This window comes from Variovorax multivorans (assembly GCF_051216835.1).
Taxonomy (GTDB): domain Bacteria; phylum Pseudomonadota; class Gammaproteobacteria; order Burkholderiales; family Burkholderiaceae_C; genus Variovorax.
Window position 1 is genome coordinate 209,270 of record NZ_JBPJZL010000007.1, and the last position, 23,565, is coordinate 232,834.

The 23,565-nt window shown below is 67.7% G+C and carries 20 protein-coding genes; 12 read left to right on the forward strand and 8 right to left on the reverse strand.

The window, feature by feature from the left end; genetic code table 11:
* Positions 1-5: 5 nt before the first annotated feature.
* Positions 6-2,354 (forward strand): cytochrome P450/oxidoreductase, encoded by a 2,349-nt coding sequence (locus tag ACSFCA_RS19995; protein ID WP_435460778.1) that lies wholly within the window; start codon positions 6-8, stop codon positions 2,352-2,354.
* On the opposite strand, the gene ACSFCA_RS20000 is transcribed toward ACSFCA_RS19995, so the two are convergent.
* From ACSFCA_RS20000 to ACSFCA_RS20020, 5 genes are read right to left on the reverse strand one after another with little or no spacing between them, the layout of a single operon-like run.
* Entirely contained in the window at positions 2,355-4,262 is a 1,908-nt protein-coding gene (locus ACSFCA_RS20000; protein WP_435460777.1) for a sensor histidine kinase, read from the reverse strand.
* Complete coding sequence (locus tag ACSFCA_RS20005; protein WP_435460776.1) at positions 4,172-4,894, reverse strand: response regulator; 723 nt, start codon at positions 4,892-4,894, stop codon at positions 4,172-4,174. The genes ACSFCA_RS20000 and ACSFCA_RS20005 overlap by 91 nt, the downstream gene beginning before the upstream one ends.
* A 47-nt stretch (positions 4,895-4,941) precedes the next feature.
* A complete protein-coding gene (locus tag ACSFCA_RS20010; protein WP_435460775.1) occupies positions 4,942-5,562 on the reverse strand; it encodes a GNAT family N-acetyltransferase in 621 nt (206 codons plus the stop codon).
* Positions 5,563-5,600: 38 nt separating this feature from the next.
* Entirely contained in the window at positions 5,601-5,981 is a 381-nt protein-coding gene (locus tag ACSFCA_RS20015) for a YciI family protein (RefSeq protein ID WP_435460774.1), read from the reverse strand.
* A gap of 33 nt (positions 5,982-6,014) precedes the next feature.
* Positions 6,015-7,433 (reverse strand): aminotransferase-like domain-containing protein, encoded by a 1,419-nt coding sequence (locus ACSFCA_RS20020; RefSeq protein WP_435460773.1) that lies wholly within the window; start codon positions 7,431-7,433, stop codon positions 6,015-6,017.
* Between the two features lie 199 nt (positions 7,434-7,632).
* Here ACSFCA_RS20020 and ACSFCA_RS20025 point away from each other — a divergent pair, with 199 nt between their 5' ends.
* Genes ACSFCA_RS20025 through ACSFCA_RS20055 form a run of 7 tightly spaced genes read left to right on the forward strand, consistent with a single transcriptional unit; the run spans position 7,633 to position 15,344 of the window.
* Complete coding sequence (locus tag ACSFCA_RS20025; RefSeq protein ID WP_435460772.1) at positions 7,633-9,276, forward strand: ABC transporter substrate-binding protein; 1,644 nt, start codon at positions 7,633-7,635, stop codon at positions 9,274-9,276.
* A gap of 13 nt (positions 9,277-9,289) precedes the next feature.
* Complete coding sequence (locus ACSFCA_RS20030; protein ID WP_258350276.1) at positions 9,290-10,231, forward strand: ABC transporter permease; 942 nt, start codon at positions 9,290-9,292, stop codon at positions 10,229-10,231.
* A gap of 1 nt (position 10,232) precedes the next feature.
* Complete coding sequence (locus ACSFCA_RS20035) at positions 10,233-11,105, forward strand: ABC transporter permease (protein ID WP_258350275.1); 873 nt, start codon at positions 10,233-10,235, stop codon at positions 11,103-11,105.
* A 12-nt stretch (positions 11,106-11,117) separates the two neighbouring features.
* Entirely contained in the window at positions 11,118-12,755 is a 1,638-nt protein-coding gene (locus ACSFCA_RS20040; RefSeq protein WP_258350274.1) for a dipeptide ABC transporter ATP-binding protein, read from the forward strand.
* Complete coding sequence (locus tag ACSFCA_RS20045) at positions 12,743-13,492, forward strand: AzlC family ABC transporter permease (RefSeq protein ID WP_258350273.1); 750 nt, start codon at positions 12,743-12,745, stop codon at positions 13,490-13,492. Before ACSFCA_RS20040 ends, ACSFCA_RS20045 begins: the two co-directional genes overlap by 13 nt.
* Positions 13,492-13,836 carry an AzlD domain-containing protein gene (locus tag ACSFCA_RS20050; protein ID WP_258350272.1) on the forward strand — a complete coding sequence of 115 codons (345 nt, stop codon included), beginning with the start codon at positions 13,492-13,494 and terminating at the stop codon, positions 13,834-13,836. The genes ACSFCA_RS20045 and ACSFCA_RS20050 overlap by 1 nt, the downstream gene beginning before the upstream one ends.
* Positions 13,837-13,871: 35 nt before the next feature.
* Positions 13,872-15,344: an amidase gene (locus ACSFCA_RS20055; RefSeq protein WP_435460771.1), complete on the forward strand. Its 1,473-nt coding sequence runs from the start codon at positions 13,872-13,874 to the stop codon at positions 15,342-15,344.
* A 12-nt stretch (positions 15,345-15,356) separates the two neighbouring features.
* Here the strand turns inward: ACSFCA_RS20055 and ACSFCA_RS20060 are convergent, their stop codons facing one another.
* From ACSFCA_RS20060 to mutS, 3 genes are read right to left on the reverse strand one after another with little or no spacing between them, the layout of a single operon-like run.
* On the reverse strand, positions 15,357-16,169 hold the full coding sequence (locus ACSFCA_RS20060; protein ID WP_435460770.1) for an alpha/beta hydrolase: 813 nt from the start codon (positions 16,167-16,169) through the stop codon (positions 15,357-15,359).
* A 5-nt stretch (positions 16,170-16,174) separates the two neighbouring features.
* A complete protein-coding gene (locus tag ACSFCA_RS20065; protein ID WP_093059103.1) occupies positions 16,175-17,014 on the reverse strand; it encodes a proteasome-type protease in 840 nt (279 codons plus the stop codon).
* Positions 17,015-17,042: 28 nt separating this feature from the next.
* Entirely contained in the window at positions 17,043-19,640 is a 2,598-nt protein-coding gene (gene mutS / locus ACSFCA_RS20070) for a DNA mismatch repair protein MutS (protein WP_435477296.1), read from the reverse strand.
* A gap of 217 nt (positions 19,641-19,857) precedes the next feature.
* Here mutS and ACSFCA_RS20075 point away from each other — a divergent pair, with 217 nt between their 5' ends.
* The 4 genes from ACSFCA_RS20075 (at position 19,858) to ACSFCA_RS20090 (ending at position 23,557) form a co-directional block, all read left to right on the forward strand.
* On the forward strand, positions 19,858-20,487 hold the full coding sequence (locus tag ACSFCA_RS20075; protein ID WP_435460768.1) for a hypothetical protein: 630 nt from the start codon (positions 19,858-19,860) through the stop codon (positions 20,485-20,487).
* A 32-nt stretch (positions 20,488-20,519) separates the two neighbouring features.
* Positions 20,520-21,497, forward strand: a complete 978-nt coding sequence (locus ACSFCA_RS20080; RefSeq protein ID WP_258350267.1) for a magnesium and cobalt transport protein CorA — start codon at positions 20,520-20,522, stop codon at positions 21,495-21,497.
* Positions 21,498-21,560: 63 nt separating this feature from the next.
* Positions 21,561-22,028, forward strand: a complete 468-nt coding sequence (locus ACSFCA_RS20085) for a MarR family winged helix-turn-helix transcriptional regulator (protein WP_435460767.1) — start codon at positions 21,561-21,563, stop codon at positions 22,026-22,028.
* Complete coding sequence (locus tag ACSFCA_RS20090) at positions 22,025-23,557, forward strand: DHA2 family efflux MFS transporter permease subunit (protein WP_435460766.1); 1,533 nt, start codon at positions 22,025-22,027, stop codon at positions 23,555-23,557. Before ACSFCA_RS20085 ends, ACSFCA_RS20090 begins: the two co-directional genes overlap by 4 nt.
* The last annotated feature ends 8 nt before the right edge of the window (positions 23,558-23,565 follow it).

A 23,565-nucleotide genomic window follows, 5' to 3' on the forward strand; every position in this document is an offset into this window, starting at 1 on the left:
CCGTCATGCCTGACACCGCCATGCCACCACGCACTTCCGGCTGCCCTGTCGCGCACGGGCCGCTGTCTTCCGAGCGCACGCCCACGGGCTGCCCCGTGAGCCAGCGCGCCGCCGGCTTCGACCCCTTCGAAGATGGTTACCAGCAGGACCCACCCGAGTACGTGCGCTGGGCGCGCGAGCAGGAGCCCATCTTCTACAGCCCGAAGCTGGGCTACTGGGTGCTCACGCGCTATGCGGACATCAAGGCGGTGTTCCGCGACAACATCACCTTCAGCCCGTCGAATGCGCTGGAAAAGATCACGCCCACCGGCGAGGAGGCCAACGCGGTGCTGGCCTCGTACGGCTTCGCGCTGAACCGCACGCTGGTCAACGAAGACGAGCCCGCCCACATGCCGCGCCGCCGCGCGCTGATGGACCCGTTCACGCCCGAGGCACTGAAGCACCACGAGCCGATGGTGCGCGAGTTGGCCCGCGAGTACGTGGACCGCTTCATCGACGACGGCAAGGCCGATCTCGTCGACCAGATGCTGTGGGAAATTCCGCTCACCGTGGCGCTGCACTTTCTCGGCGTGCCCGAGGAAGACATGGATACGCTGCGCAAATATTCCATTGCGCACACCGTCAACACCTGGGGCCGCCCGAAGCCTGAGGAGCAGGTGGCCGTGGCGCACGCGGTCGGCAACTTCTGGCAGTACGCCGGCAAGGTGCTCGAGAAGATGCGGCAAGACCCCGACGCACCCGGCTGGATGCAATACGGCATCCGCAAGCAGATGCTGCACCCCGAGGTGGTGACCGACTCGTACCTGCACTCGATGATGATGGCCGGCATCGTCGCCGCGCACGAGACCACCGCCAACGCCACGGCCAACGCGATGAAGCTGCTGCTGCAGCACCCCCACGTGTGGCGCGAACTGTGCGAAGACCCGGGGCTCATTCCCAACGCGGTGGAAGAGTGCCTGCGCCACAACGGCTCGGTGGCAGCATGGCGCCGCCTTGTCACGAAAGACACGCAGATCGACGGCGTCGACCTGCCCGCAGGCTCGCGCCTGCTGATCGTCACCTCGTCGGCCAACCACGACGAGGGGCACTTCGCCGATGCCGACCTGTTCGACATCCGCCGCGACAACGCCAGCGACCATCTGACTTTCGGCTACGGCTCGCACCAGTGCATGGGCAAGAACCTCGCGCGCATGGAAATGCAGATATTCCTGGAGGAGTTCACACGCCGGCTGCCGCACATGCGCCTTGCCGAGCAACGCTTCACCTACGTGCCGAACACTTCGTTCCGCGGGCCCGAGCACCTGTGGGTGGAATGGGACCCGGCCGCCAATCCAGAGCGAGCGAACCATGGCCTGCGCGACATGCAGGTGCCCGTGCGCATCGGCGAACCGTCGGCGCATTCGATTGCGAGGCCCGTGGTGGTCGAGCGCATCACGCCGGTGGCTGACGGCATCGTCAAACTGCGCCTCGTCTCACCCGACGGCAAGGCGCTGCCGCGCTGGACGCCCGGCTCGCACATCGACGTCGAGTGCGGTACGCCCGAGCTGTCGCGCCAGTATTCGCTGTGCGGCGACCCCGACGAGCAGGGCGTGCTGGAAATCGCCGTGCTGCACGAGCCCGAAGGGCGCGGCGGCTCGGCATGGGTGCATGCGAATGTGAAGGCCGGCGACCGGCTGCGCATTCGCGGCCCGCGCAACCACTTTCGCCTCGACGAATCGCTGAAGACGGCGATCTTCATTGCCGGCGGCATCGGCATCACACCGGTCAGCGCCATGGCGCGGCGCGCGAAGGCGCTGGGCATGGACTACGAGCTGCACTACAGCGGCCGCAGCCGCGCGAGCATGGCCTTTGTCGACGAGCTGGCCGCGCTGCATGGCGAACGCCTGCACGTGCACGCCGCCGACGAAGGGCGGCGCAACGATCTGCAGGCCCTGCTTGCGCAGCCAGTGCCTGGTGCGCAGGTCTATGCCTGCGGCCCGCTGCGCATGCTCGAAGCACTGGAAAGCTGCTGCGCCGCCTGGCCCGAAGGCGCGCTGCGTGTCGAGCATTTCGAATCGACATTGGCCACGCTCGATCCGTCGAAGGAGCACGCCTTCGAGGTCGAGCTGAAAGACTCCGGCCTCGTCCTCACCGTGCCGCCCGACCAGACCCTGCTGACCGCGCTGCGTGCCGCGAATGTCGACGTGCAGAGCGATTGCGAAGAAGGCCTGTGCGGCTCGTGCGAAGTGCGTGTGCTCTCGGGCAAGGTCGATCACCGCGACGTGGTGCTCACGCGCTCGGAGCGCGATGTCAACACGAAGATGATGGCCTGCTGCTCTCGCGCCTGCGAAGGGCGGCTGGTGCTCGAACTCTAGTCAGCTCGCGAGCGGCATCCGCAGCGCCACTTGCGTCTCGCCGGGGCGCGACTGCAGCTGCAGCTCGGCCCCGAGGCGGCGCGCCCGCGTACGCAGGCTGCGCAAGCCCGCGCCGCCGGCTTCGCCAGTGCCTTCGACGGCAAAGCCGCGCCCGTCATCGCGCACGCTGAGCCGGAGTTCGGCGCCCGCGCGAGCCACGGTCACGTCCACGCGCCGGCTTGCGCTGTGCTTGAGCACGTTGGTCAGCGCCTCCTGCAGAAAGCGCATCAGGTCGAGGCTCTGCGAGGGCGGCAGTTCGAGCGCGTCGATGCCAGACACCTGCCAGCGGCAGTCGATGCCGTTGGCGTCGAGCAGTTGCGCGCTGCGGTGGCGCAGCGGCGCCAGTAGTTCGCCCAGCACGCGAGCGCCATCGTCACGGCCGGTGGCGTCGATGATCAGCCGCAGGTCGTCGCGCAGGCGCTTGAGCATGGCGAGCAGTTCGGGCGCGCTGAGGTTCTCGGGCGTGCGCTCCAGCGTGGCGATGCTGCCCACCAGCATGCCGCCGAGCCCGTCGTGCAGGTCGCTCACGAGGTTCACGCGTTCGCCGATGCGCGCGTGCGTCAACTCCAGCGCGTGCTGCTGCGCCAGCGTGGCGGCGAGGTCGGCCTTGGCTGCATTCACTTCCTCGATCAGCTCGGTGTTGAAGTTCTCGATGCGCTTGAGGCTCTTCACGAACTGCGCGGCCAGGGTCAGGGCCATGCCCAGCAGCAGGATGTACGAAGACATCGTCGTGTAGTAGGTGTTGCTGTCGATCACCTGCGTGAACACCAGCAGGTCGTGCGCATCCGTCAGCGCCGACACCGCCATGAACGGCGCGAGCGAGCGCATCGGGCTGTTGCGATGGCGCAGGGCGTGGACGATCGAGGTGCCGTTCACCGCGATGACGGTGAAGCCGCCCACCAGCGTCCAGATGGCGCGGTGCGCGATCAGGTCTGCGTGGGGTGCCAGCCACAGGTCGAGCACGCCGACCACCGCAATCAGCAGCGCCGCGCCCTCCAGCCGCGGCATGCGTCGCCCGCAGAAGCGCAGCGCGAAGATGACGTAGGACACGCCGAAGACCAGCAGCGTCGAGATGTTCAGCGCCTGCCAGCTGTGGTTGCTGGCAAAGGGCCAGGGGCTGGTCGCGATCTGGTTGTAGCCGAACAGCAGCCACAGCACGGACATCAGTGCGAACCAGCCGTAGGCCGTCTCGCGCCGGCGCAGCAGCCACAGGGCGGCGAAGAAGGCCGAGGCCGCCGCGCTCACCGCGAGGCCCAGCACCTGCAGGTCGCGGCGCACGAGGCGCTCCTGCTCGAACTCCGCCTGCATCGCGGCCGGCGTGCCCAGGCTCACCGGCCCCAGCCCCGCCTGGTAGGCGAACAGGCCCGAGACGCGCACCAGCAGCGTGTTGGTGCCGGGCCTGAGCAGCGGCGGGGCCAGCAGCCAGTAGCGCGGGGTGTTCCAGGCGCGCGTAAGCGGCTCGACCAGGCTGTCGTCGCGCGAAATCGGCGTGCCATTGAGCGACACCTCGCCGGCCATGTTGAGGTAGTGCAGCAGCAGGCCGGTTTCGCGCACCTGTTCGGGCTCCTGCCACGTCAGCCGGTACCAGACCACGCCGTCGAAGCCGGGCCAGCGTGTGGCCCAGCTGTCGGGCAAGGTGACGGGTGCCCAGCCTTCAGCGGGCGGGGCCGTGTCGTTCCAGCCGGTGCCGCGCACGGCTTCGACGTGCAGCGCGGGCGCTGCTGCGTTTGCCTGAGCGAAAGCCGGGCAGGCCGCAAAGAGCAGGAGGAATGCGCCCGTCAGCGCAGCAAGCCATGCCGCCGCGCCTGGAAGACGGCTTCGGTGCGCGAATTGACGGCCAGCTTGCGGTAGATGTTCTTTGTGTGGCATTCCACGGTCAGTCTGGAGATCGACAGCGACTCGGCCATGTCGCGGTTGCTCAGGCCTTGCGACACGAGCTCGAGGATCTTGCGCTCGCGGCGCGTCAGCGGGGCCAGTCCATCGGCGGCGGCGGCGGGTGCGGCGTCGGGGGCGTGCACCTGCGCGTCGGCTGTCGGCTGGTGCGTTGCGAGCCACGCGAGGATGTGGCGCGCGATGCTCGGGTCGATGGGCGCGCCGCCCTGTTCGATGCTGCGCAGCGCGATGCCGAGTTCGACGTCGTCGCGCTCCTTCAGCAGATAGCCGATGGCGCCCGCGCGCAGCGCCGCAAAAATGATTTCCTCGGTGCGCCAGGCCGAGATCACCACCGCTGGAATGCCCGGGTGGTGCGCCTGCAGCCAGTCGATGAGCTCCACGCCGCTGCCGTCGGGCAGGCCGATGTCCACCAGCACCACGCCGTAGTCATGCTTGCCGATCAGCTGCTGTGCCCCGGCAACGCTGTCGGTCACCGTGATGCGTTCTTTGTCGCCGCCGAGTGTGGACAGCACGTGGCGCAGGCGCTCCTGCATGGCGGGGTCGTCCTCGACGATGAGGGTGGGGCTCAGCGAGACGGGTTCGGCGTCTTCGATCGGGAGAGGGGACATTCGGCGGATTCTTCGGCCAGCGCGGCGCGACGGGTAACGGTATTTGCTTATTTTCCGTGGTTGTTGCGAAGTATGTCCGCGGCGGGCCGGCACATGATCACGTACGCCGAGTTCGTGACCGGCTCCAGGTGTTCCGCTGCGCAGCGGAAGCCCAGCCGCTCGTAGAACGCCACGCTGCGCGGCGTGAAGGTTTCCAGGAAGCACGGCACGCCTGCCGCGTCGGCTTCGGCCAGCGTCGGCGCCAGCAGCTGTGCGCCCAGCCCGCGCCCCTGCGCGGCGGGCGAGATGCCGAGGATCGACAGGTACCAGGCCTGTGCTGGCACGACGGCCGGCGCACGTGCGGCCATGAATTGGACGATGCGGTGGTAGTTGTCGTAGCCACGCGGGCCCAGCGTGCCCGCGAGGAATTCGTTCTTTGCCGCCGACTCGGCTGTGTCGACGGCATCCGTGCGTGGCAGCAGCCAGGCCGCCGCGCCGAGCCTGCCGTCTTCCGTCACAAGGCGGCGCCCAGTTCGCGCGGCCTCGTCCAGCGAGTAGGCGAAGTACGCGGCGAGCACCGCCTTGCGGGCCGGCATGTCGTGCTCGAAGTCGACGGAGATCGCGAGATAGAACGGATCGACGATGAGTGCGTCGGCCAATGCGGGCGTTGACAGGGATTCGGGTGGCATGCGGGGCGGCAGGGTGCGGAGTGACCCGCGCGATTCTTTCAGACCTGCGGAATCCGCGCCGGAATCACGCCCGGGTCGTACCAGGTGAGCGGCCGGATCTCGAACACGCCGGTCTCGAAGGCCAGCCGGTGCGCGGCATGCGTGGCTTCCTCGACGGTCTCGCACTCCACGACGTAGATGCCCATCAACTGCTCCTTCGTCTCGGCAAGGGGCCCATCGGTGACCAGCGGGTGCATGTCGCCCGCACGGCGCACCGTGGTGGCCACGTTGGGCATCAGCCGCAGCACGGTGCCGAGCCGGCCCTGCGCCTGGAGGTCGTCGCGCAGGTCGGCATGGCGGTCGAGCATTTCCTCTTCGACGCCGGGCTCCCAGGCAGCCACGGCAGATTCGGAACCGTAGATGAGGATGGAATAGAGCATGGTCTTCCTTGTCTCCCGATCGGTGGCGCGAACTCAGGCCCTGGCGCGCAGCCTTTTGGCTTCCTGGGCCAGGAAGCGGTACAGCTTCGGATCGTCCGCGTAGCCCACATTGAAGCGCAGCCACGGGGTGGGCCGCAAGTCGGTGCGGAACAGGTCGCCCGGCGCCAGCAGGAAGCTCTCGGCGATGGCGCGCTGCGCCAGCGCGCGCATGTCGACGTCGTCGTGCTCGAAGCGTGCCCACAGGAAGGGCCCGCCCGCTGGCCGCGTGAAGAGCCGCATGCCCGCAGCCTCCAGCCGGTCGCACACGGTGTGCTGGGCCGCCTGCAACCGCTCGGCCAGCCGCGCCACGTGGGCCCGGTAGCGTCCCTCGACCAGCACGCCATGCAGCAGCCGCTCGCTCAACTCCGAGGTCGTCAGGCTGTTCACCATCTTCTGAAGAATCATTTTCTCGGCGAACTCCTCGCTGCAGGCCACGAAGCCCACGCGCAGCGCTGGCGAGACCGTCTTCGAGAAGCTGCCCACGTGGATCACCCGTTGCAGCCGGTCGAGGCTGGCGAGCGGCGTGGCAGCGCCGGGCGGCTCCAGCCCGGCCATGACGTCGTTGTCGACGATGTGGAAGTCCAGCTGCTCGGCCAGCCGCAGCATCTGGTAGGCCACCGCCGGCGTGCACTGGCCACCGGTGGGGTTGTGCAGGTTGGTGGTGGTGAAGAAGGCCTTGGCACCGTGGCGCTGCGCCAGTGCCTGCAGCGCAGCCACGTCGGGCCCGTTCACCGTGCGTTCCACCCCCACCAGCTTCAGGTCGAGCGAGCGCAGCATGGCGTAAAGATTGGTGGAGCCGGGCTCGTCGACCAGCACCACGTCGCGCGGCTGCAGCAGGCAGCGCGCCACCAGGTTCAGTGCCTGCGAGGCGCCGTGCGTCAGCACGATCTGGTGCGGCGCGGTCTCGATGCCCTGTTGCGCCAGCAGCGTCTGGATCTGCTGGCGCAGCGGCAGGTAGCCGTAGGGCGTGCCGTAGTTCGCCAGCCCTGCGGCAGACTTGCGCGACAGCGCCGCCAGCGCACGCCGCACGCCGTCTATATGCAGCATCTCGGGCGGGATCCAGCCGCAGCCAGCGTTGAGCAGCGTGCGGTCGTCTTCGTACACGTGCTTGAGCAGCCACAGCGAGTCGACCGAGGTGCGGCCCAGGAAGGGCTTGCGCCGCGTGGCTGTCGAGCGCTCGACCTCGGCCACGTAGTAGCCGCTGGCGCGCCGCGCCTCAACGTGGCCCTCGGCCACCAGGCGCTGGTAGGCGTTGGTGACGGTCATGGTGCTCACGCCGCAGTCGGTGGAAAGCGAACGCACCGAGGGCAGCTTGTCGCCGGGCCTCATCGCGCTCGAGGCGATTTGCGCGAGCAGCGCGTCGTAGACCTGGCGAACCAGGGGCGTGGGCAGCGAAGGATTGACAGTGATCACGGCAAGGCATGCACGCTTCGTGTGCACGAGAAAGCCCCAACACGGGGACGGATACGAGGCGAACAAGCGACTGTTCTACTACAGAAGAATTTAACTGTATATATGCATTTCACCTGACAGATGTCTCAATGGAGACCTCGCCGCCGCAAGCCCTCGCAGGTTCGGCATTGCGCTCCAGTTCCATCTTTCAGGAAATCACATGCAACCGCAGCTCTTCTCGCCTTCGCCTGTTCCGACAGTCGGGACATCGGCCAGTACCTTGTCGCGCCGCCTTGCCCGATGGGGCGCCGCCGCGCTGCTGGCCGGTGCGGCCGCCGGGGCCATGGTGCCCGCGATGGCACAGACCACCACGCTGAAGATCATCCCGAGCAGCAACATCACCGTGCTCGACCCGATCTGGACCACGGCCTACGTGACGCGCAACTTCGGCTACATGGTGTACGACACGCTCTTCGCCACCGACCTCGAAGGCCACATCAAGCCTCAGATGGTCGACAAGTGGAAGGTGTCGCCCGACAACAAGACCTGGACCTTCACGCTGCGCGACGGCCTGGAGTTCCACGACGGCAAGCCCGTCACCAGCGAGGACGTGGTGGCCTCCATCAAGCGATGGGCCAGCCGCGACACCTTCGGCGCGCAGCTCGCCAAGGTGACCGAGCGCTACGAAACGCCCGACGCCAGGACCTTCTCCATCGTGCTGAAGGAGCCCTTCGGCCTGGTGCTCGAGGCGCTGGGCAAGCCCTCGTCGAACGTGCCGTTCATCATGCCCAAGCGCATTGCCGAAACCTCGGGCGACACGCAGATCAAGGAGTCGATCGGCTCCGGCCCCTACGTGTTCAAGGCCGACGAGTTCCGCCCCGGCGAGCGCGTGGTGTTCACCAAGAACACGCGCTACAAGCCGCGCGCCGAGGCGCCCTCGGGCACGGCCGGCGGCAAGAACGTGTACGTGGACCGCGTGGAGTGGCTCATCATCCGCGACGCGCAGACGCAGATGAACGCGCTGCTCAACGGCGAGGCCGACATCCTGGAGCAGCCCGCCTTCGAGCAGTACGCCACGCTGCGCACAAACCCCGACATCAAGCTGATCGACGCGCAGCCCGCGGGCAACCAGTTCATCCTGCGCTTCAACTTCCTGCAGCCGCCGTTCAACAACGAAAAGGTGCGCCGCGCCGCATTGCTGGCGCTGGGCCAGGAAGCCTTCCTGCGCACGCAGGTCGGCACACCCGGCCTCACGCGCTACTGCAAGAGCATGTTCCCGTGCGGCACGCTGTTCGAGTCGGAGCAGACCGGCGACTACACCGGCGTGGCCAATCCGCAGAAGGCCAAGGCGCTGCTGGAGGAGGCCGGCTACAAGGGCGAACCCGTGGTGCTGATGCGTCCGACCGACAACCCCACCATCGGCAAGCTGCCGCTGGTGGCCAAGCAGCAACTGGAGCAGGCCGGCTTCAAGGTCGACATGCAGTCGATGGACTGGTCCACGCTGGTGGCGCGCCGCGCCAAGAAGGATGCCCCCTCGGCCGGCGGCTGGAGCGCGTTCATGACCTCTTGGACCGCCTCGGACATCCTCAACCCGATCACTATGGCCATGATGAACGCCACCGGCGACAAGGGCTGGTTCGGCTGGCAGACCGATGCGAAGCTGGAAGAAATCAAGGTCCAGTTCGCGCAGGCCAAGACCGAGGCCGACAAGAAGAAGCTCGCGCAGGCCGCCCAGCTGCGCGCCTTCGAGACGGCCACGCACGTGCCTGTGGGCCAATACAACCAGCCCGCCGCGGTGCGCAAGAACGTGAGCGGCCTGGTGCCGGCCGGCGCGCAGGTGTACTGGAACATCAAGAAGCAATAAGGGCGCGCCTGCCATGCTGACCTTCCTCGGCAAGCGCCTGCTCGCCACCATTCCCGTGCTGCTGGTCGTGGCGGTGGCGATCTTCATGATCGTGCGCCTCACCCCCGGCGACCCTGCGGCCGTCATCGGCGGCAACAGCGCCACCAACGAAGACCTGGACCGCATCCGCGTGCAGCTCGGCCTCACCCGGCCGCTGTGGGAGCAGTTCGCGATCTGGGGCAAGGGCGTGCTGCACGGCGACCTGGGCTTCTCGTTCTTCCTGAACAAGCCGGTGATCGAGCTCATCGGCCAGCGCATGGAACCGACGCTCTCGCTGGCGGCCGGCACGCTGCTGCTGGCAGTGGCCATCGCGCTGCCTCTGGGAACGCTGGCCGCTTGGCGCATGGGGGGCTGGCTCGACAAGGCCGTCATGGCGTTCTCTGTGGCCGGCTTCTCGGTGCCGGTGTTCGTGGTCGGCTACGTGCTGATCTATGTGCTGGCAATGAAGCTGCAGTGGTTTCCGGTGCAGGGCTACCGGCGCATCGGCGAAGGGGTGGGGCCGTGGCTCAACCAGCTGGTGCTGCCGTGCCTCACGCTGGCTATCACCTACGTGGCGCTGCTGTCGCGGGTGACGCGTGCTGCAGTCAGCGAGGCGCTGACCGAAGACTTCATCCGGACCGCGCGCGCCAAGGGCATCACCGAGCTGGAAGTGCTCAAGCACCACGCGCTGCGCAATGCGGCCGTGCCGGTGGTCACGGTGATCGGCGTGAGCGCGGCGCTGCTGCTGGGCGGCGTGGTGGTCACCGAAACCGTGTTCGCCATTCCGGGCCTGGGCCAGCTCACGGTCGACGCGGTGCTCAACCGCGACTTTCCCGTGCTGCAGGGCGTGGTGCTGTTCTTTGCCGTGGTGTACGTCGCCGTGAACCTGCTGGTCGACGTGAGCTATCTCTTCATCGATCCCCGCATCCGTTACTGACATGAGCACCCTGAAAAGACTCTGGCGCAACACCGCCGTGCGCGGCGGCGTCGTCGTGCTGGCGGCGCTGGCGTTGCTGGGCATGTTCGCGCCCTGGCTCGGCACCTTCGACCCGTCCGCGATGGACCCGAGCTTCATCTCGGTCGGCGCGGGCACCTCGGGCCAGGTGACGATGCCCGACGGCGCACAGTTCGCCCACACCTTCTGGATGGGCAGCGACAGCGTCGGGCGCGACGTGTGGAGCCGCGTGCTCTACGGCACCCGCATCTCGATGACGGTGGGCCTGTTCACCGCGTTCGTCGCCGTCGCCTTCGGCTGCCTGCTGGGCATGCTGGCGGGCTATTTCCGCGCGGTGGACGCCGTGCTGATGCGCGTGATGGACGGCGTGATGGCCATTCCCGCCGTGCTGCTCGCCATCACGCTGGTGGCGGTGCTCGGCGCGAGCCTGTCCACGGTGATCCTGGCCATCGCGGTGCCCGAGGTGCCGCGCGTGACCCGGCTGGTGCGCGCGCTGGTGATGAGCCTGCGCGACGAGCCCTTCGTGGAGGCGGCCCGGGCGCTTGCCACCGCCGACGCCACCATCCTGTGGCGCGACATCTTGCCGAATGCCCTTGCACCGTTGATCGTGCAGGGCACCTTCATCGCCGCTTCTGCCGTACTGACGGAGGCCATCCTGAGCTTCCTCGGCCTGGGCCTTCCGTCGGACGTGCCGACCTGGGGAAACATCATGGCCGAAGGGCGCGTGCAGTTCGCGCAGAGCCCGGGCAACGTGCTGTTTCCCGCGTTGTTCCTGGTGCCCACGGTGCTCGCCATCAACATGCTGGGCGACGGCCTGCGTGACGTGCTCGACCCCAAGTTCTCCAAACGCGTGTGAGGCGCAGATTCCATGACTGATTCCAACCCGGGCGCTGCCATCCTCGAAGTGCGCGGCCTGCAGGTCGCGCTGCCCGCCGATGCCGACCGGCCGCACGCCATCGAACACCTGGACCTGCGCATCGAGGCGGGGCGCACGCTGTGCATCGTGGGCGAGTCCGGTTCGGGCAAGTCCGTGCTGGCCACCACGGTGATGGGCCTGCTGGCCAAGGGGCTCACGGTGAAGGCTGGCGACGTGATGCTCGCCGGCGAGAAGCTGGTCGACAACGGCCGCTTCACCTCCGACAAGCGGCTGCGCCAGTTGCGCGGCACCGGCATGGGCATGGTGTTCCAGGAGCCGATGACCGCGCTGAACCCGGTGCTCACCTGCGGCGAGCAGGTCGACGAGCTGCTGCGCACGCACACCACGTGGAGCGCGGCCGAACGCAAGGCGCACATCATCTCGATCTTCGAGCGCGTGCGGCTGCCCGAGCCGGCGCGCATCCATGCGAGCTACCCGCACCAGCTCTCGGGCGGACAGCGCCAGCGCATCGTGATCGCGATGGCCATCATCCTGAAACCGCGCCTGCTGATCTGCGACGAGCCGACCACCGCGCTGGACGTGACCACGCAGGCCGAGATACTGAAGCTCATCGCCGAGCTGCAGGCAGAGCAGGGCAGCGCCGTGCTGTTCATCACGCACGACATGGGCGTGGTCGCCGAGATAGCCGACGACGTGATGGTGATGCACCGCGGCAAGCTGGTGGAGCAGGGGCCGTGCGAGCAGGTGCTGCGCCATCCGCGCGAGGCCTACACCCGCATGCTGCTGGACGCCGTGCCCGGCATGACGCCGCCGCCCGCGCGCGAGCTTCCCGGCGGCAGGCCCCTGCTGGCCGGCACGGGCGTCGGCAAGATCTACACGCGTCGCGACTGGCTCGGCCGCGCGAAGCACAACACCGCACTGCAGGATGCGAGCGTGGCCGTGCATCGCGGCGAAACCGTGGGCGTGGTGGGAGAGTCGGGCTCGGGCAAGTCGACCTTCGCGCGCTGCATGATCCGGCTGATCGCGCCCAGCGCGGGCAGCATCCTGTGGGGCGACGCCGAGGTGCGCGACCTGCCCGAAGGCCGGCTGCGGCCCTTGCGCTCGCGCGTGCAGGTGGTGTTCCAGGACCCCAACCGCTCGCTGAATCCGCGGCGCACCGTGGGCTCGTCGATGGTCGAAGGCGCGATGAACTTCGGCCTGAGCAAGCTGCACGCGCGCCAGACCGCCGAAGAGCTGATGGACCGCATCCAGCTGCCGCGCACCGCGCTGGACCGCTACCCGCACCAGTTCTCCGGCGGCCAGCGCCAGCGCCTTGCCATTGCGCGCGCCATCGCCTGCCAGCCGCAAGTGCTGGTGGCCGACGAGGCCGTGTCGGCGCTCGACGTGTCGGTGCAGGCGCAGATCCTCGACCTGCTGCGCGAGATCCAGCGCGACCTGGGGCTGGGCATTCTTTTCATCACGCACGACCTGCGCGTGGCCGCGCAGCTGTGCGACCGCGTCATCGTGATGAGCCAGGGCCGCATCGTCGAACAGGGGCCCACGGGGCAGGTGTTCAGCGCCCCGGCCAACGACTACACGCGCCGTCTGCTGGCGGCCGCGCCCCGCGCGGAACTCGCGTGCGCGCAGTGACCTTGCGGCGCGCCTGGCGCGCAGCCGTCGACGACCCGGCGTGGCGCAGCGCCTTCGCTGAAGGGCGGCGCGACATCGCGGGCGCCGCGCTCGGCACCATGGCCATGGGTCTCGTGGCGGGCGTGGCAATGGCCAAGAGCGGCGTCGGGCTGGGTGTGATCCTGGCGATGTCGCTGCTGGTGTTCGCGAGCGCCTCGCAGCTGGCCTGCCTGCCGCTGATTGCGGCCGGCGCACCGCTGTGGGTGATCGTGGCGACCGCATGCGTGCTGAACCTGCGATTCGTGGTGTTCAGCGCGAACTGGCGACGCTACTTCGGCAGGCACCGCCGGCTGTCGCGCGTGCTGCTGTCGTACCTGGCGGGCGACCCGGTGTATGCGCAGTTCGTGCATCGGCATCCGCAACCGTCGGCCACTGGGCGCGCCACGGCGCAGCAGCAGGGCTACTTCCTCGGGCTGGCGCTGACCAACTGGGCGGCGTGGCACGTTGCATCGCTGGCGGGCATCTTCCTGGCCGACGCCATTCCCGCGGCCTGGGGCCTGCGCTTCATCGGCGTGCTCGCCTTGCTGGCGCTGGCGCTGCCCATGCTCACCGACCGCGCCGTGCGCTGCTCGGCGCTGGCCGCCGGCGGGGTGGCGCTGGCAACGGCGTCGCTGCCGATGGGGCTCAACGTGGTCGCGGCCATTGCCACGGCCTTCGTGGCCGGCACCTGGGCCGACCGGCGGTGGAGCGCGCGCTGATGCACCTGGGGCATGAGGCGTACGTGTGGCTCGCGGTAGGCGCGCTGGTGCTGGTGACGGTGCTCACGCGCAGCTTCTTCCTGCTGCCCGACAGCGAGCCGAAATTGCCGGGCTGGCTGTGGCGCGGACTGCGCCACGCGCCCGTGGCGGCACTGCTGGCGATGGTGGTGCCCGATGTCTTCCTGAGCAACGGGCGCCTGCTGGCCGACTGGCATGATGCGCGGCTCTTTGCAGTGGGCGCCGCATTGGCCTACTACCTTGTCCGGCGAAACGATGTGGCCGGGACGATCCTGGTCGGTACGGGTACCTTGATGTTGCTGCGGCTGGGCTTCGGCTGGCCGTGACTCGGATATTTTTGAAGCGAAATGGAGAGCATGAGATGACGCTGGCAATGAGCTGGAACGAATGGGCCGAACACGACGGCGTCGGGTTGGCCGAGAGGGTCCGCAAGGGCGACGTGACGGCGGCGGAGCTGGCGGCCCAGGCCGCGGCCGGCATCGCGAAGGTCAACCCGCAACTCGATGCGGTGGTCGAGGTTTTCGACGACGTGGTGGCCGATCCGCTGAAGGACGGCATGAACCCCGAGGGCGTTTTCGCGGGCCTGCCCTACCTGATGAAGGATCTCGGGCCGACGCTGAAGGGCCGGCTGCAGGAGTTCGGCTCGATGATGATGCAGGGCCATCGCCCGGCGGCCGACAGCTTTCTCACGCAGCAGTTGCGCAAGGCGGGCCTCAACATCGTGGGCCGCAGCACGACGCCGGAGTTCGGCGTGTGCAGCTCGGCGGAGAACGCATTCCACGTCACGCGCAACCCCTGGGACCTTGAATACACCACCTGCGGTTCGTCGGCCGGCACGGCCGCCGCAGTCGCCGCCGGTGTGCTGCCGCTGTCGCATGCCACCGACGGCGGCGGCTCCATCCGCATTCCGGCGGGCGTGAACGGCAACATCGGCCTGAAGGTGTCGCGCGGCGTGTTCTCGCTGGCGCCGGGCCTGTCGGACCTTTCGGGGCTGGTGTCGATCCAGGGCTGCCACAGCCGCACCGTGCGCGACACGGCGGCTTTCGTCGACCATTGCCGCGGCGGCGCACCGGGCGAGTTCATGCCCTTCTGGTCGCCGGCCGAGCCGTACAGCGAACTCATCCGGCGCGACCCGGGCCGCCTGCGCATCGCGCTGTCGCACGAGTGGGGTGACTTCCGCGCAACGCCGCATTTCGTGGCCGAGCTGGAGCGTGTCGGCAAGTTCCTCGAAGGGCTGGGCCATCACGTCGAATGGGTGCTGCCCGAGGTCGATTTCAAAGCCGCCTTCGCCGCGCAGACCACCTGCTACATCAGCAACTTCGCGCAGGTCATCGACGGCCATCTGCACCGGCTGGGGCTGGAGCGCCCGCCGGCCGAACTGCTGGAGCCGATCAACATCAAGATCTGGGAAGCCGGGCTGCACACCTCGTACACCGAGCGCTCGAAGATGCAGGCGGTGTTCAACAGCACCTCGCGCGCCTTCGGCGACTTCTTCCAGCGCTGGGACATCATCCTGACGCCGATCACCGCGCTGCCCACGCCCAAGGTTGGCACCAGCGAGTACCTGACGACAAGCACGAACCCGTCCGTCTACGACTGGTTCGCCAATCTCTGGAAGAACTTCGCGTACACGCCGCTGGCCAACCTGTGCGGCATGCCGGGCATTTCGTTGCCGATGGCCGCGCAGGAAAACGGCATGCCGCTGGGCATTCAGGCACAGGCGGCGCAGGCGAACGACGGGCTGCTGCTGCAGCTGGCCGCGCAGATCGAGCGGGCCATCGGAGGCAAGTGGAATGCGGGCCGGCGGCCGGGAGTTCACGTCACTCAGGGGTGACGGCGCGGTCGCTCAGAGCAGGTTGCGCAGCGCGGCTTCGATGGCCGCGGCTGTTGCCAGTGGCTTTTCCATCGGAAACAGGTGCGTGCCGTCCATCATGGCGATGCGGCCCTTGGTGACCTGCTCGGTCATCGCCATGCCGACCCGTTTCATCTCGGGCGACTGGCGCCCGCCAATGAAGGCGGCCTTGCATTTCAGCGGATGGTTGCGCAGCAGCGCGCCGAGGTTGTGGGGCAGGGTGTTGTAGATGGCGGTTTCGACGTCGCGGTCGAAGCTCAGTGAACGGCCGTCCTCGCCAGCTTTGTCGGCATCGAAGGTGCCGTGGTCGATGTAGTCGTGCAGCACCTGCTCGTCCCACTTCGCGAACGCCTTCTTGCTGCGGAAATGCTCGAACACCGCCTCGCGGTGCTCCCAGCTGTTCTTGCGCTTGCGGCTGATGGCACCGGGCGAAATGCTCTTCATGAGCGGTGTGCGCTTGACCACGTTGAGAGTGTTCGCGCGCCAGCCGCCGAGGATGGGCGAGTCGATCAGCACCACGCCGCGCGCCAGCTCCGGGTGCAGCGCCGCACACATCAGGCTCAGGAATCCGCCAAGCGAATGGCCGATCAGGAACACTGGGCCGCCCGCGCGGTCGGCGCGCAGCTTGGCGAAGTCGGCCAGCTGCTGCACCAGGTGCGGCCAGTTGTCGGTGACGGGGTATTTCGGGTCGTGCCCGAATTTCTCGATGGCATCGACCTCGAAGCCGCGGTTGCGCAGGCTGTCGAGGACGACGCGGTAGGTGCTCGCGGGGAAGCTGTTGCCGTGCGAGAAGACGACCGGGGGCACGGGGCTCAGATCAGCTTTTCGTCTGGCGTGGAGATTTTCCGCAGCGGGCTGTGGCGCGTGGCAGGCATCTTCAGCGGGTGCTCGGTCTGGCTGTCGTCCCACACCGGGTCTTCGATGCTGTCGAACACCTCGCGCAGCTTCTGGCCCCAGCTGCTGTGCACCATGCGGTAGTAGGGGTTGTCGGCGTCGATGCAGATCACGCGGTCGGTTTCGAGCTTGTTGGCCTCGTACACCACCAGGTCGAGCGGCAGGCCGACCGACAGGTTCGACTTCATGGTCGAGTCCATCGACACCAGCGCGCACTTGGCGGCTTCGTCGAGCGGCGTCTCAGGGGTGAGAACGCGGTCGAGCACGGGCTTGCCGTACTTTGATTCGCCGACCTGGAAGTAGGGCGTCTCGGTGGTGGCTTCGATGAAATTGCCGGCCGCGTAGACCAGGAACAGGCGCATGCCTTCGCCCTTGACCTGCCCGCCGAAGATGAAGGACACGTTGAAGTCCAGGCCCGCATGCTTGAGCGCCTCGGCATCGCGGTCGTACACATGGCGCACCGCCGAGCCGAGCACGCGCGCGGCGTCGAACATGCTCTTCGCGTTCCAGATGGTGATGGGCTCGCCCTGCGTGCCGTCTTCGCGGGTTTCGCGCAGTTCCTCGATCTGGAGGATTTCTCGCACCGACTGCGAAATGCTCAGGTTGCCCGACGACAGCAGCACCATGACACGGTCGCCCGGCTGCTCGTAGACGATCATCTTGCGGAAGGTGCTGATGTGGTCCACGCCCGCGTTGGTGCGCGAGTCGGAGAGAAACACCAGGCCGGCGTTGAGTTTGATGCCTACGCAGTAAGTCATGGGTTCGTCTGGCGTGACCGGCGCCGGCTCATGCGGCACCGAGTTCACGTTTATTCAGTTTTTGAAGGGCATACAAGGCATCGAGGGCCTCGCGCGGGCTCATGGTGTCGGGGTCGAGCGCGGCCAGCGCGGATTCTACGGCGCTGGCCAGCGGTGTCTCGGCCACTGGAGGCGGTGCAAACAGGTCGACTTGTGCACGAGTTTGCGCATGCTGCGATTCAAGCGCCTCCAGCGCCTGCCGCGCGTGGTTGACCACCGCCGCGGGCATGCCGGCGAGCCGCGCCACCTGGATGCCGTAGCTCTTGCTGGCCGGTCCGGGCTGCATTTCGTGCAGGAACACGATGTCGCGGCCAGCCTCGGTCGCGCTCACGTGCATGTTCACCGCGCCGTGGTGCGTGGCCGGAAACTCGGTCAGCTCGAAATAGTGCGTGGCGAACAGTGTGAAGGCCTTGCTGCGGTCGTGCAGCTGGGCCGCGATGCCGGCGGCCAGCGCCAGCCCGTCGAAGGTGCTGGTGCCGCGGCCGATCTCGTCCATGAGCACCAGCGACTGCGCGGTGGCGCTGTGCAGGATTTGCGCGGCCTCGGTCATCTCGAGCATGAAGGTCGACTGCGCATTGGCCAGGTCGTCCGCCGCGCCGATGCGGGTGTGGATGGCGTCGATCGGCCCGAGCCGGCAGGCCGCCGCCGGCACGTGCGAGCCGATGGAGGCCAGCAGCACGATGATGGCCACCTGCCGCATGTACGTCGACTTGCCGCCCATGTTGGGGCCGGTGATGACCTGCATGCGCTGCTGCGGCCCGAGTTGCGTGTCGTTGGCGATGAAGCCGCCCGACGACTTCTCGGCCAGCCGCGCCTCCACCACCGGGTGGCGGCCCTGCTGTATCTCGATGCAGGGGTGCGCCACGAAGCTCGGTGCGCGCCAGTGCAGCGTGTGCGAGCGCTCGGCCAGCGCGCACAGCGCGTCGAGCGTGGCGATGCCGCCGGCCAGCTGCGTGAGCGCGGGCACCGAGGGCTGCAGCGCGTCGAGCAACTGCTCGTAAAGCCACTTCTCGCGGGCCAGCGCGCGGTCTTGCGCGCTCAGGGCCTTGTCCTCGAAGGCTTTCAGCTCGGGCGTGATGAAGCGCTCGGCGTTCTTCAGCGTCTGGCGGCGGCGGTAGTTGTCGGGCACCTTCGAGAGCGCGCTTTGCGTCACCTCGATGTAGAAGCCGTGCACGCGGTTGAACTGCACCCGCAGGTTGCTGATGCCGGTGCGCTCGCGTTCGCTGATTTCGAGCTTCAGCAAAAAGTCGTCGCAGTTCTCGCTGATGGCGCGCAGCTCGTCGAGCTCGGCGTCGTGGCCGGTAGCGATCACGCCGCCGTCGCGCACCAGCGCCGACGGGTCGGGCTTGATGGCGCTGGTCAGCAGGTCGGCGCAGCCGGGCGGCGGGGCCAGGCGTTCGGTGATCTGGGCCAGCAGCGCCGCAGTGCCGGGCAGCAGCGGCGCAAGCTGCTCCGCTTTCGATAGCGCCAGGCGCAGCGCCAGCAGTTCGCGCGGGCGCACCTGCCGTAGCGCGATGCGGGCGGCGATGCGTTCCACGTCGCTCGTGTTCTTGAGCTGCTCGCGCAGCGTGCGCCAGGGCGCGGCCGTGCCGCCGAGCACGGTCGATTGCAACGCGCCGATGGCTTCGAGCCGGGCCTGTGCCTCGGAGCGCTCGCGCCGGGGCGAGAGCAGCCAGCGCTTCAGCAGGCGGCTGCCCATGCCCGTCATGCAGGTGTCGAGCAGCGAGAACATCGTGGGTGAGTCTTCGCCGCGCAGCGTCTGCACCAGTTCGAGGTTGCGGCGCGTCGTGGGTGGCAGCTCGATCAGGTCGCCGTCGCGCTCGACCGACAGGCGCTGCACGTGCGAGAGCGCGCGGCCCTGGGTGTGCTCGGCATAGCCCAGCAGCGCGGCGGCCGCGGCGTGTGCATTGGTCAGCGATTCGGCGTTCCAGGCGGCAAGGCTGTTGCTGCCCATCTGCTCGGCCAGCTTGCGCTCGCCCAGGCCGCCGTCGAACTGCCACGCCGGCCGGATCGACAGCGTGAAAGGCGTGGCACTGCGCGCGGCTTTCAGGCGTTGCTCGAAAGCCGGCGTTACTTCAGCGCTGTACAGCAGCTCGCTGGGCGCGATGCGCGCGATCCAGGCTTCGAGCGCGTCGGCTGGGCATTCAGCCAGCCGCAGTTCGGCGCCGGTCACGCTGAGCCACGCCAGCCCGCAGAAATTGCGCGAGCCCGCATGCACCGCGAGCAGCAGCGATTCGCTCTTGTCGTTCAGCAGTTCGGAGTCGGTCAGCGTACCGGGGGTGACCACGCGAACCACCTTGCGCTCGACCGGGCCCTTGCTGGCGCCGACTTCGCCCACCTGCTCGCAGATGGCGACAGATTCGCCCAGCTTGATGAGGCGGCCGAGGTAGGTGTCGACCGCATGGAAGGGCACGCCGCACATCACCACCGGCTGGCCGGCCGACTGGCCGCGCTGGGTGAGCGTGATGTCGAGCAGGCGCGCGGCCTTTTCGGCGTCGGCCCAGAAGAGTTCGTAGAAATCGCCCATCCGGTAGAACAGCAGGGTGTCCGGATGGTCCGCTTTGAGGCCTAGATATTGGGCCATCATCGGGGTGTGCCCGAGCGTTGCTTCTGCCCCGCCAGGGGATGCCGTCGATTTATCCTTCGAATTCAATGATTTCGCCTTGTGTCTGTGTCGGGGTATCCGAGCGAGCCTTGGCTCGGATTATCTTGTATGGGACATCCGCAAGGCGCCGGCCGGGCCTGTACCCACCACTCTAAAATCCCCCGGCGCGACCCCCGCGTGAAGAACAAACAAGGCGCCCATGGCCCAGCTGGATGATTTCAAAGGCCCTGAAGCGAACGCGGCTGCGCTGCCCGGCAGCGCCACCTTGCCCGCAGAGCTTGCCGCGCTGTATCTGTGCATAACACCGGCCCAGCTTGCGGAGCTGCGAAAGTCGAAACGGCCCGAGGGGCGCGCGGGCCACAGCCCGTCTGTCATCAGGCCGGTGGAAGGCGGCGCAGCGGGGCCCAAGGACCCGGTGCTCTACAACTTGGGCACCTTGCGCGACTTTGCGAAAGCGCACGCCGCTCCATCCGCCTTCGACACCGCGGCCAGCACCGGCATGCTGGGTTGGGTGTCGGCGAAGCTGCCTTTCTTCGCGGAACTCGAACCCCGCATCAAGCGCGGCAAGCGCGTGATCATCGGCGGTGCCTGGGACCGGACCGACCCCCTGCGCGAGGCGCGCTTCGTCGATCTCGCGAAAGGCCGCATCCGATTCGCATCGCTGACCTGCTCCGAAGCTGCGGCCAGCCTGTGGGCCGATGTTGCGAGCCATTCCGCGCTGGCTGAAAAGGGGCTCGCGCTGCTCAGGAGCGAAACGCAAGCCATCGAGGCTTCGCTGGCGGCCACCGCCCAACTGGCCGCAACTTCGAATTCCAACGCGACGACCTGATCGATGTCCAGATTGAACATGGAAGAGTACCGATGCTGATCAATTGCGTGGCGTACGAAAACGGCGCCAAGCTCGCCGACATCTCGGTCGAGGCCATCAGCGACTACATCGGCCGGCCGGGCTGCTTCGTCTGGGTGGCGCTGAGCGACGCCTCGCCGGAGGAACTGAGCGTGATGCAGCACGAATTCGGCCTGCACCCGCTCGCGGTGGAAGACGCCCGCAACGGCCACCAGCGGCCGAAGATGGAGGAATACGGCGACTCGCTCTTCGTCGTCATGCACATGGTCGAGCCATCGCCCGAGGGCGAGCACTGCACGAACGTGGGCGAGGTCGACGTGTTTGTCGGCAGCAACTACGTGCTGTCGGTACGCAACCGGAGCAAGCAGGGCTTTCTGGGCGTGCGCGAGCGCTGCGAGCGCGAGCCGGACCTGCTGCGCAACGGCGCGGGCTTTGTGCTGTATGCGTTGATGGACGCGGTGGTCGACCGCTACTTTCCGGTGATCGACGCGCTGGAGGACGAGCTCGAAGCCATCGAGCAGCAGCTTTTCGGCCAGGGCGGCGCGGCGCGCGACAAGATCAAGCAGCTCTACGACCTGAAGCGGCGCAGCATGATCCTCAAGCGCGCGGTGGCACCGCTGCTGGAGGCCTCGGGCAAGATGCACGGCGGGCGCGTGCCGCAGATCTGCATGAGCTCGCAGGAGTACTTTCGCGACGTGGGCGACCACCTGGGGCGCATCAACGGCTCGATCGACGCGATGCGCGACACCATCGGCACGGCGATCCAGGTGAACCTGTCGATGGTCACCATCGAGGAGAGCGAAGTCACCAAGCGCCTCGCGGCCTGGGCCAGCATCTTCGCGGTGTGCACCGCCTTTGCCGGCATCTGGGGCATGAACTTCGAGAACATGCCGGAGTTGAAATTCCGCTATGGCTATGCGGTGGCGCTGGGGCTGATCGTCAGCACCTGCGGCTATCTCTACTACCGCTTCAGGCGCGCCGGCTGGCTGTGACTGTGAGTGTGGGCGGGGCTTGCTAAGGCTCAATTAATAAACATGTAGATAATCAAGTCCCTTATGAAAAGGGACTTCACCCAGCGCTTCGGCTTCCTCGTCAAGAGCGTGGGCAAGCTCTACAGCGAAGAGTTCGACCGCCTCGCGCGCGAACGCATCGGCCTCACCAGCGCCCAGTGCCGCCTGCTCGGCGCGCTGGCCATGCATGGCGATGAAGAGCCACTCTCGCAGGCCGAACTCGCGCAGCGGCTCGACCTGACCCCGATGGCGGTGGCCGGCCTGTGCGACCGCATGGCCGCGGCCGGCTGGATCCGTCGCGAGCCCAGCGCCACGGATCGCCGCGTCAACAAGATCCACCTGGAGCCCAGCGCCGAGAAAGCGCTCGACAGCGCGCTCAGTCTCAGCGACGGGCTCAACGCCCGCGTGATGGCGGTGCTGTCGCAACCCGAGCGCGCGCAACTGCTGGGCCTGCTCGCCAAGGTGCACGGCAGCCTGGTGGACATCAGCTCGGGCGAGGGCAAGAAGCCATGAGCGTCGCGCCCGGAACCAAGGTGCCGCACCGCGGCATGATCACCATCTCGATCATGCTGGCGACCATCATGCAGGCGCTGGACACCACGATTGCCAACGTCGCCTTGCCCCACATGCAGGGCAGCCTGCAGGCCTCGCAGGACCAGATCACCTGGGTGCTCACCTCGTACATCGTGGCCTCGGCCATCGCGCTGCCGCTGACCGGCTGGCTGTGCGGCCACTGGGGACGGCGGCGCGTTTTCATCATCTCGGTGATCGGCTTCACCGTGGCCTCGGCGCTGTGCGGACTGGCGACCTCGCTGGTCGGCATCGTGGCCGCGCGGCTGCTGCAGGGCATCTTCGGCGCGGCACTGGTGCCGCTGTCGCAGGCGGTGCTGCTCGACATCAACCCGCGCGAGAAAGTCGGCCAGGCAATGGCGATCTGGGGCGCGGGCATCATGGTCGGGCCCATCCTCGGGCCGCTGCTGGGCGGCTGGCTCACCGAGAACTTCGACTGGCGCTGGGTGTTCTTCATCAACCTGCCGGTGGGCATCTTCGCCTTCTGGGGCATCGCGCGCTACCTGCCCGAGAGCCGGCCGCAGGGCGAGAAGCTCGACATCTTCGGCTTCGTGACGCTGAGCCTGGCCATCGGCATGCTGCAGCTGTTTCTCGACCGCGGCGAGCAGCTCGACTGGTTCGACTCGTGGGAGATCAAGCTCGAAGCCGCCGCCGCGCTGGTGGCTTTCGGCTTCTTCGTGGTCCACACGTGGACGGTGCAGGGCGTGTCTTTCTTCGACCGCGACTTGCTGAAAGACCGCAACTTCGTCACCGGCCTGCTGTTCGCGTTCATCGTCGGCATGATTTTGTTCGCGACGATGGCGCTGCTGCCCAACTTCCTGCAGGGGTTGATGGGCTATCCGGTGGTCTACACGGGCGAGGTAACGGCGCCGCGGGGCGTCGGCACGATGATCGCGATGATCATCGTGGGGCGGCTGGTGCAGAAGGTGGACGTGCGAGCGATCATGGCCGTGGGCTTCGGCCTCACGGCGTTCTCGCTCTACCAGATGACGCGGCTCACGCTGCAGATGGACGGCACGCTGATCATCGTCTCGGGCTTCATCCAGGGCCTGGGCATCGGCTTCACCTTCGTGCCGCTGTCGACCGCGACCTTCGCCACGCTCGCGCCGCGGCTGCGCAACCAGGGCACACCCATCTTCAGCCTGCTGCGCAACATCGGCAGCAGCGTGGGCATCTCGATCGTGCAGGCGCTGCTGACCGAAGGCTCGAGCAAGGCGCACGCGCAGATCGCGTCGACCGTGGCGCCGGGCAATACCGCGCTGTCGACGCTGCCGCAGATGATGTCGCCCGACACGATGACGGGGCTGGCGCTGCTGAATGCGGAGGTGACGCGGCAGGGCGCGCTGATCGGCTACCTGGACGACTTCGCGATCATGATGATCATCACGGTGCTGGCGATTCCGCTGCTGTTGCTGATCAAGAGTCCGAGGCGTAGTGCGGCAGCGTCAGGGCCTGCTGAAGTGCCGCACTGAAGAGACCC

What these genes read in the sequence shown, in the direction of transcription:
- ACSFCA_RS19995 (WP_435460778.1), top strand. Translation starts at nt 6, where the DNA reads ATGCCTGACACCGCCATGCCACCACGCACTTCCGGCTGCCCTGTCGCG.
- ACSFCA_RS20000 (WP_435460777.1), bottom strand. Translation starts at nt 4,262, where the DNA reads ATGCCACACAAAGAACATCTACCGCAAGCTGGCCGTCAATTCGCGCAC.
- ACSFCA_RS20005 (WP_435460776.1), bottom strand. Translation starts at nt 4,894, where the DNA reads ATGTCCCCTCTCCCGATCGAAGACGCCGAACCCGTCTCGCTGAGCCCC.
- ACSFCA_RS20010 (WP_435460775.1), bottom strand. Translation starts at nt 5,562, where the DNA reads ATGCCACCCGAATCCCTGTCAACGCCCGCATTGGCCGACGCACTCATC.
- ACSFCA_RS20015 (WP_435460774.1), bottom strand. Translation starts at nt 5,981, where the DNA reads ATGCTCTATTCCATCCTCATCTACGGTTCCGAATCTGCCGTGGCTGCC.
- ACSFCA_RS20025 (WP_435460772.1), top strand. Translation starts at nt 7,633, where the DNA reads ATGCAACCGCAGCTCTTCTCGCCTTCGCCTGTTCCGACAGTCGGGACA.
- ACSFCA_RS20030 (WP_258350276.1), top strand. Translation starts at nt 9,290, where the DNA reads ATGCTGACCTTCCTCGGCAAGCGCCTGCTCGCCACCATTCCCGTGCTG.
- ACSFCA_RS20035 (WP_258350275.1), top strand. Translation starts at nt 10,233, where the DNA reads ATGAGCACCCTGAAAAGACTCTGGCGCAACACCGCCGTGCGCGGCGGC.
- ACSFCA_RS20040 (WP_258350274.1), top strand. Translation starts at nt 11,118, where the DNA reads ATGACTGATTCCAACCCGGGCGCTGCCATCCTCGAAGTGCGCGGCCTG.
- ACSFCA_RS20050 (WP_258350272.1), top strand. Translation starts at nt 13,492, where the DNA reads ATGCACCTGGGGCATGAGGCGTACGTGTGGCTCGCGGTAGGCGCGCTG.
- ACSFCA_RS20055 (WP_435460771.1), top strand. Translation starts at nt 13,872, where the DNA reads ATGACGCTGGCAATGAGCTGGAACGAATGGGCCGAACACGACGGCGTC.
- ACSFCA_RS20065 (WP_093059103.1), bottom strand. Translation starts at nt 17,014, where the DNA reads ATGACTTACTGCGTAGGCATCAAACTCAACGCCGGCCTGGTGTTTCTC.
- mutS (WP_435477296.1), bottom strand. Translation starts at nt 19,640, where the DNA reads ATGATGGCCCAATATCTAGGCCTCAAAGCGGACCATCCGGACACCCTG.
- ACSFCA_RS20075 (WP_435460768.1), top strand. Translation starts at nt 19,858, where the DNA reads ATGGCCCAGCTGGATGATTTCAAAGGCCCTGAAGCGAACGCGGCTGCG.
- ACSFCA_RS20080 (WP_258350267.1), top strand. Translation starts at nt 20,520, where the DNA reads ATGCTGATCAATTGCGTGGCGTACGAAAACGGCGCCAAGCTCGCCGAC.
- ACSFCA_RS20085 (WP_435460767.1), top strand. Translation starts at nt 21,561, where the DNA reads ATGAAAAGGGACTTCACCCAGCGCTTCGGCTTCCTCGTCAAGAGCGTG.
- ACSFCA_RS20090 (WP_435460766.1), top strand. Translation starts at nt 22,025, where the DNA reads ATGAGCGTCGCGCCCGGAACCAAGGTGCCGCACCGCGGCATGATCACC.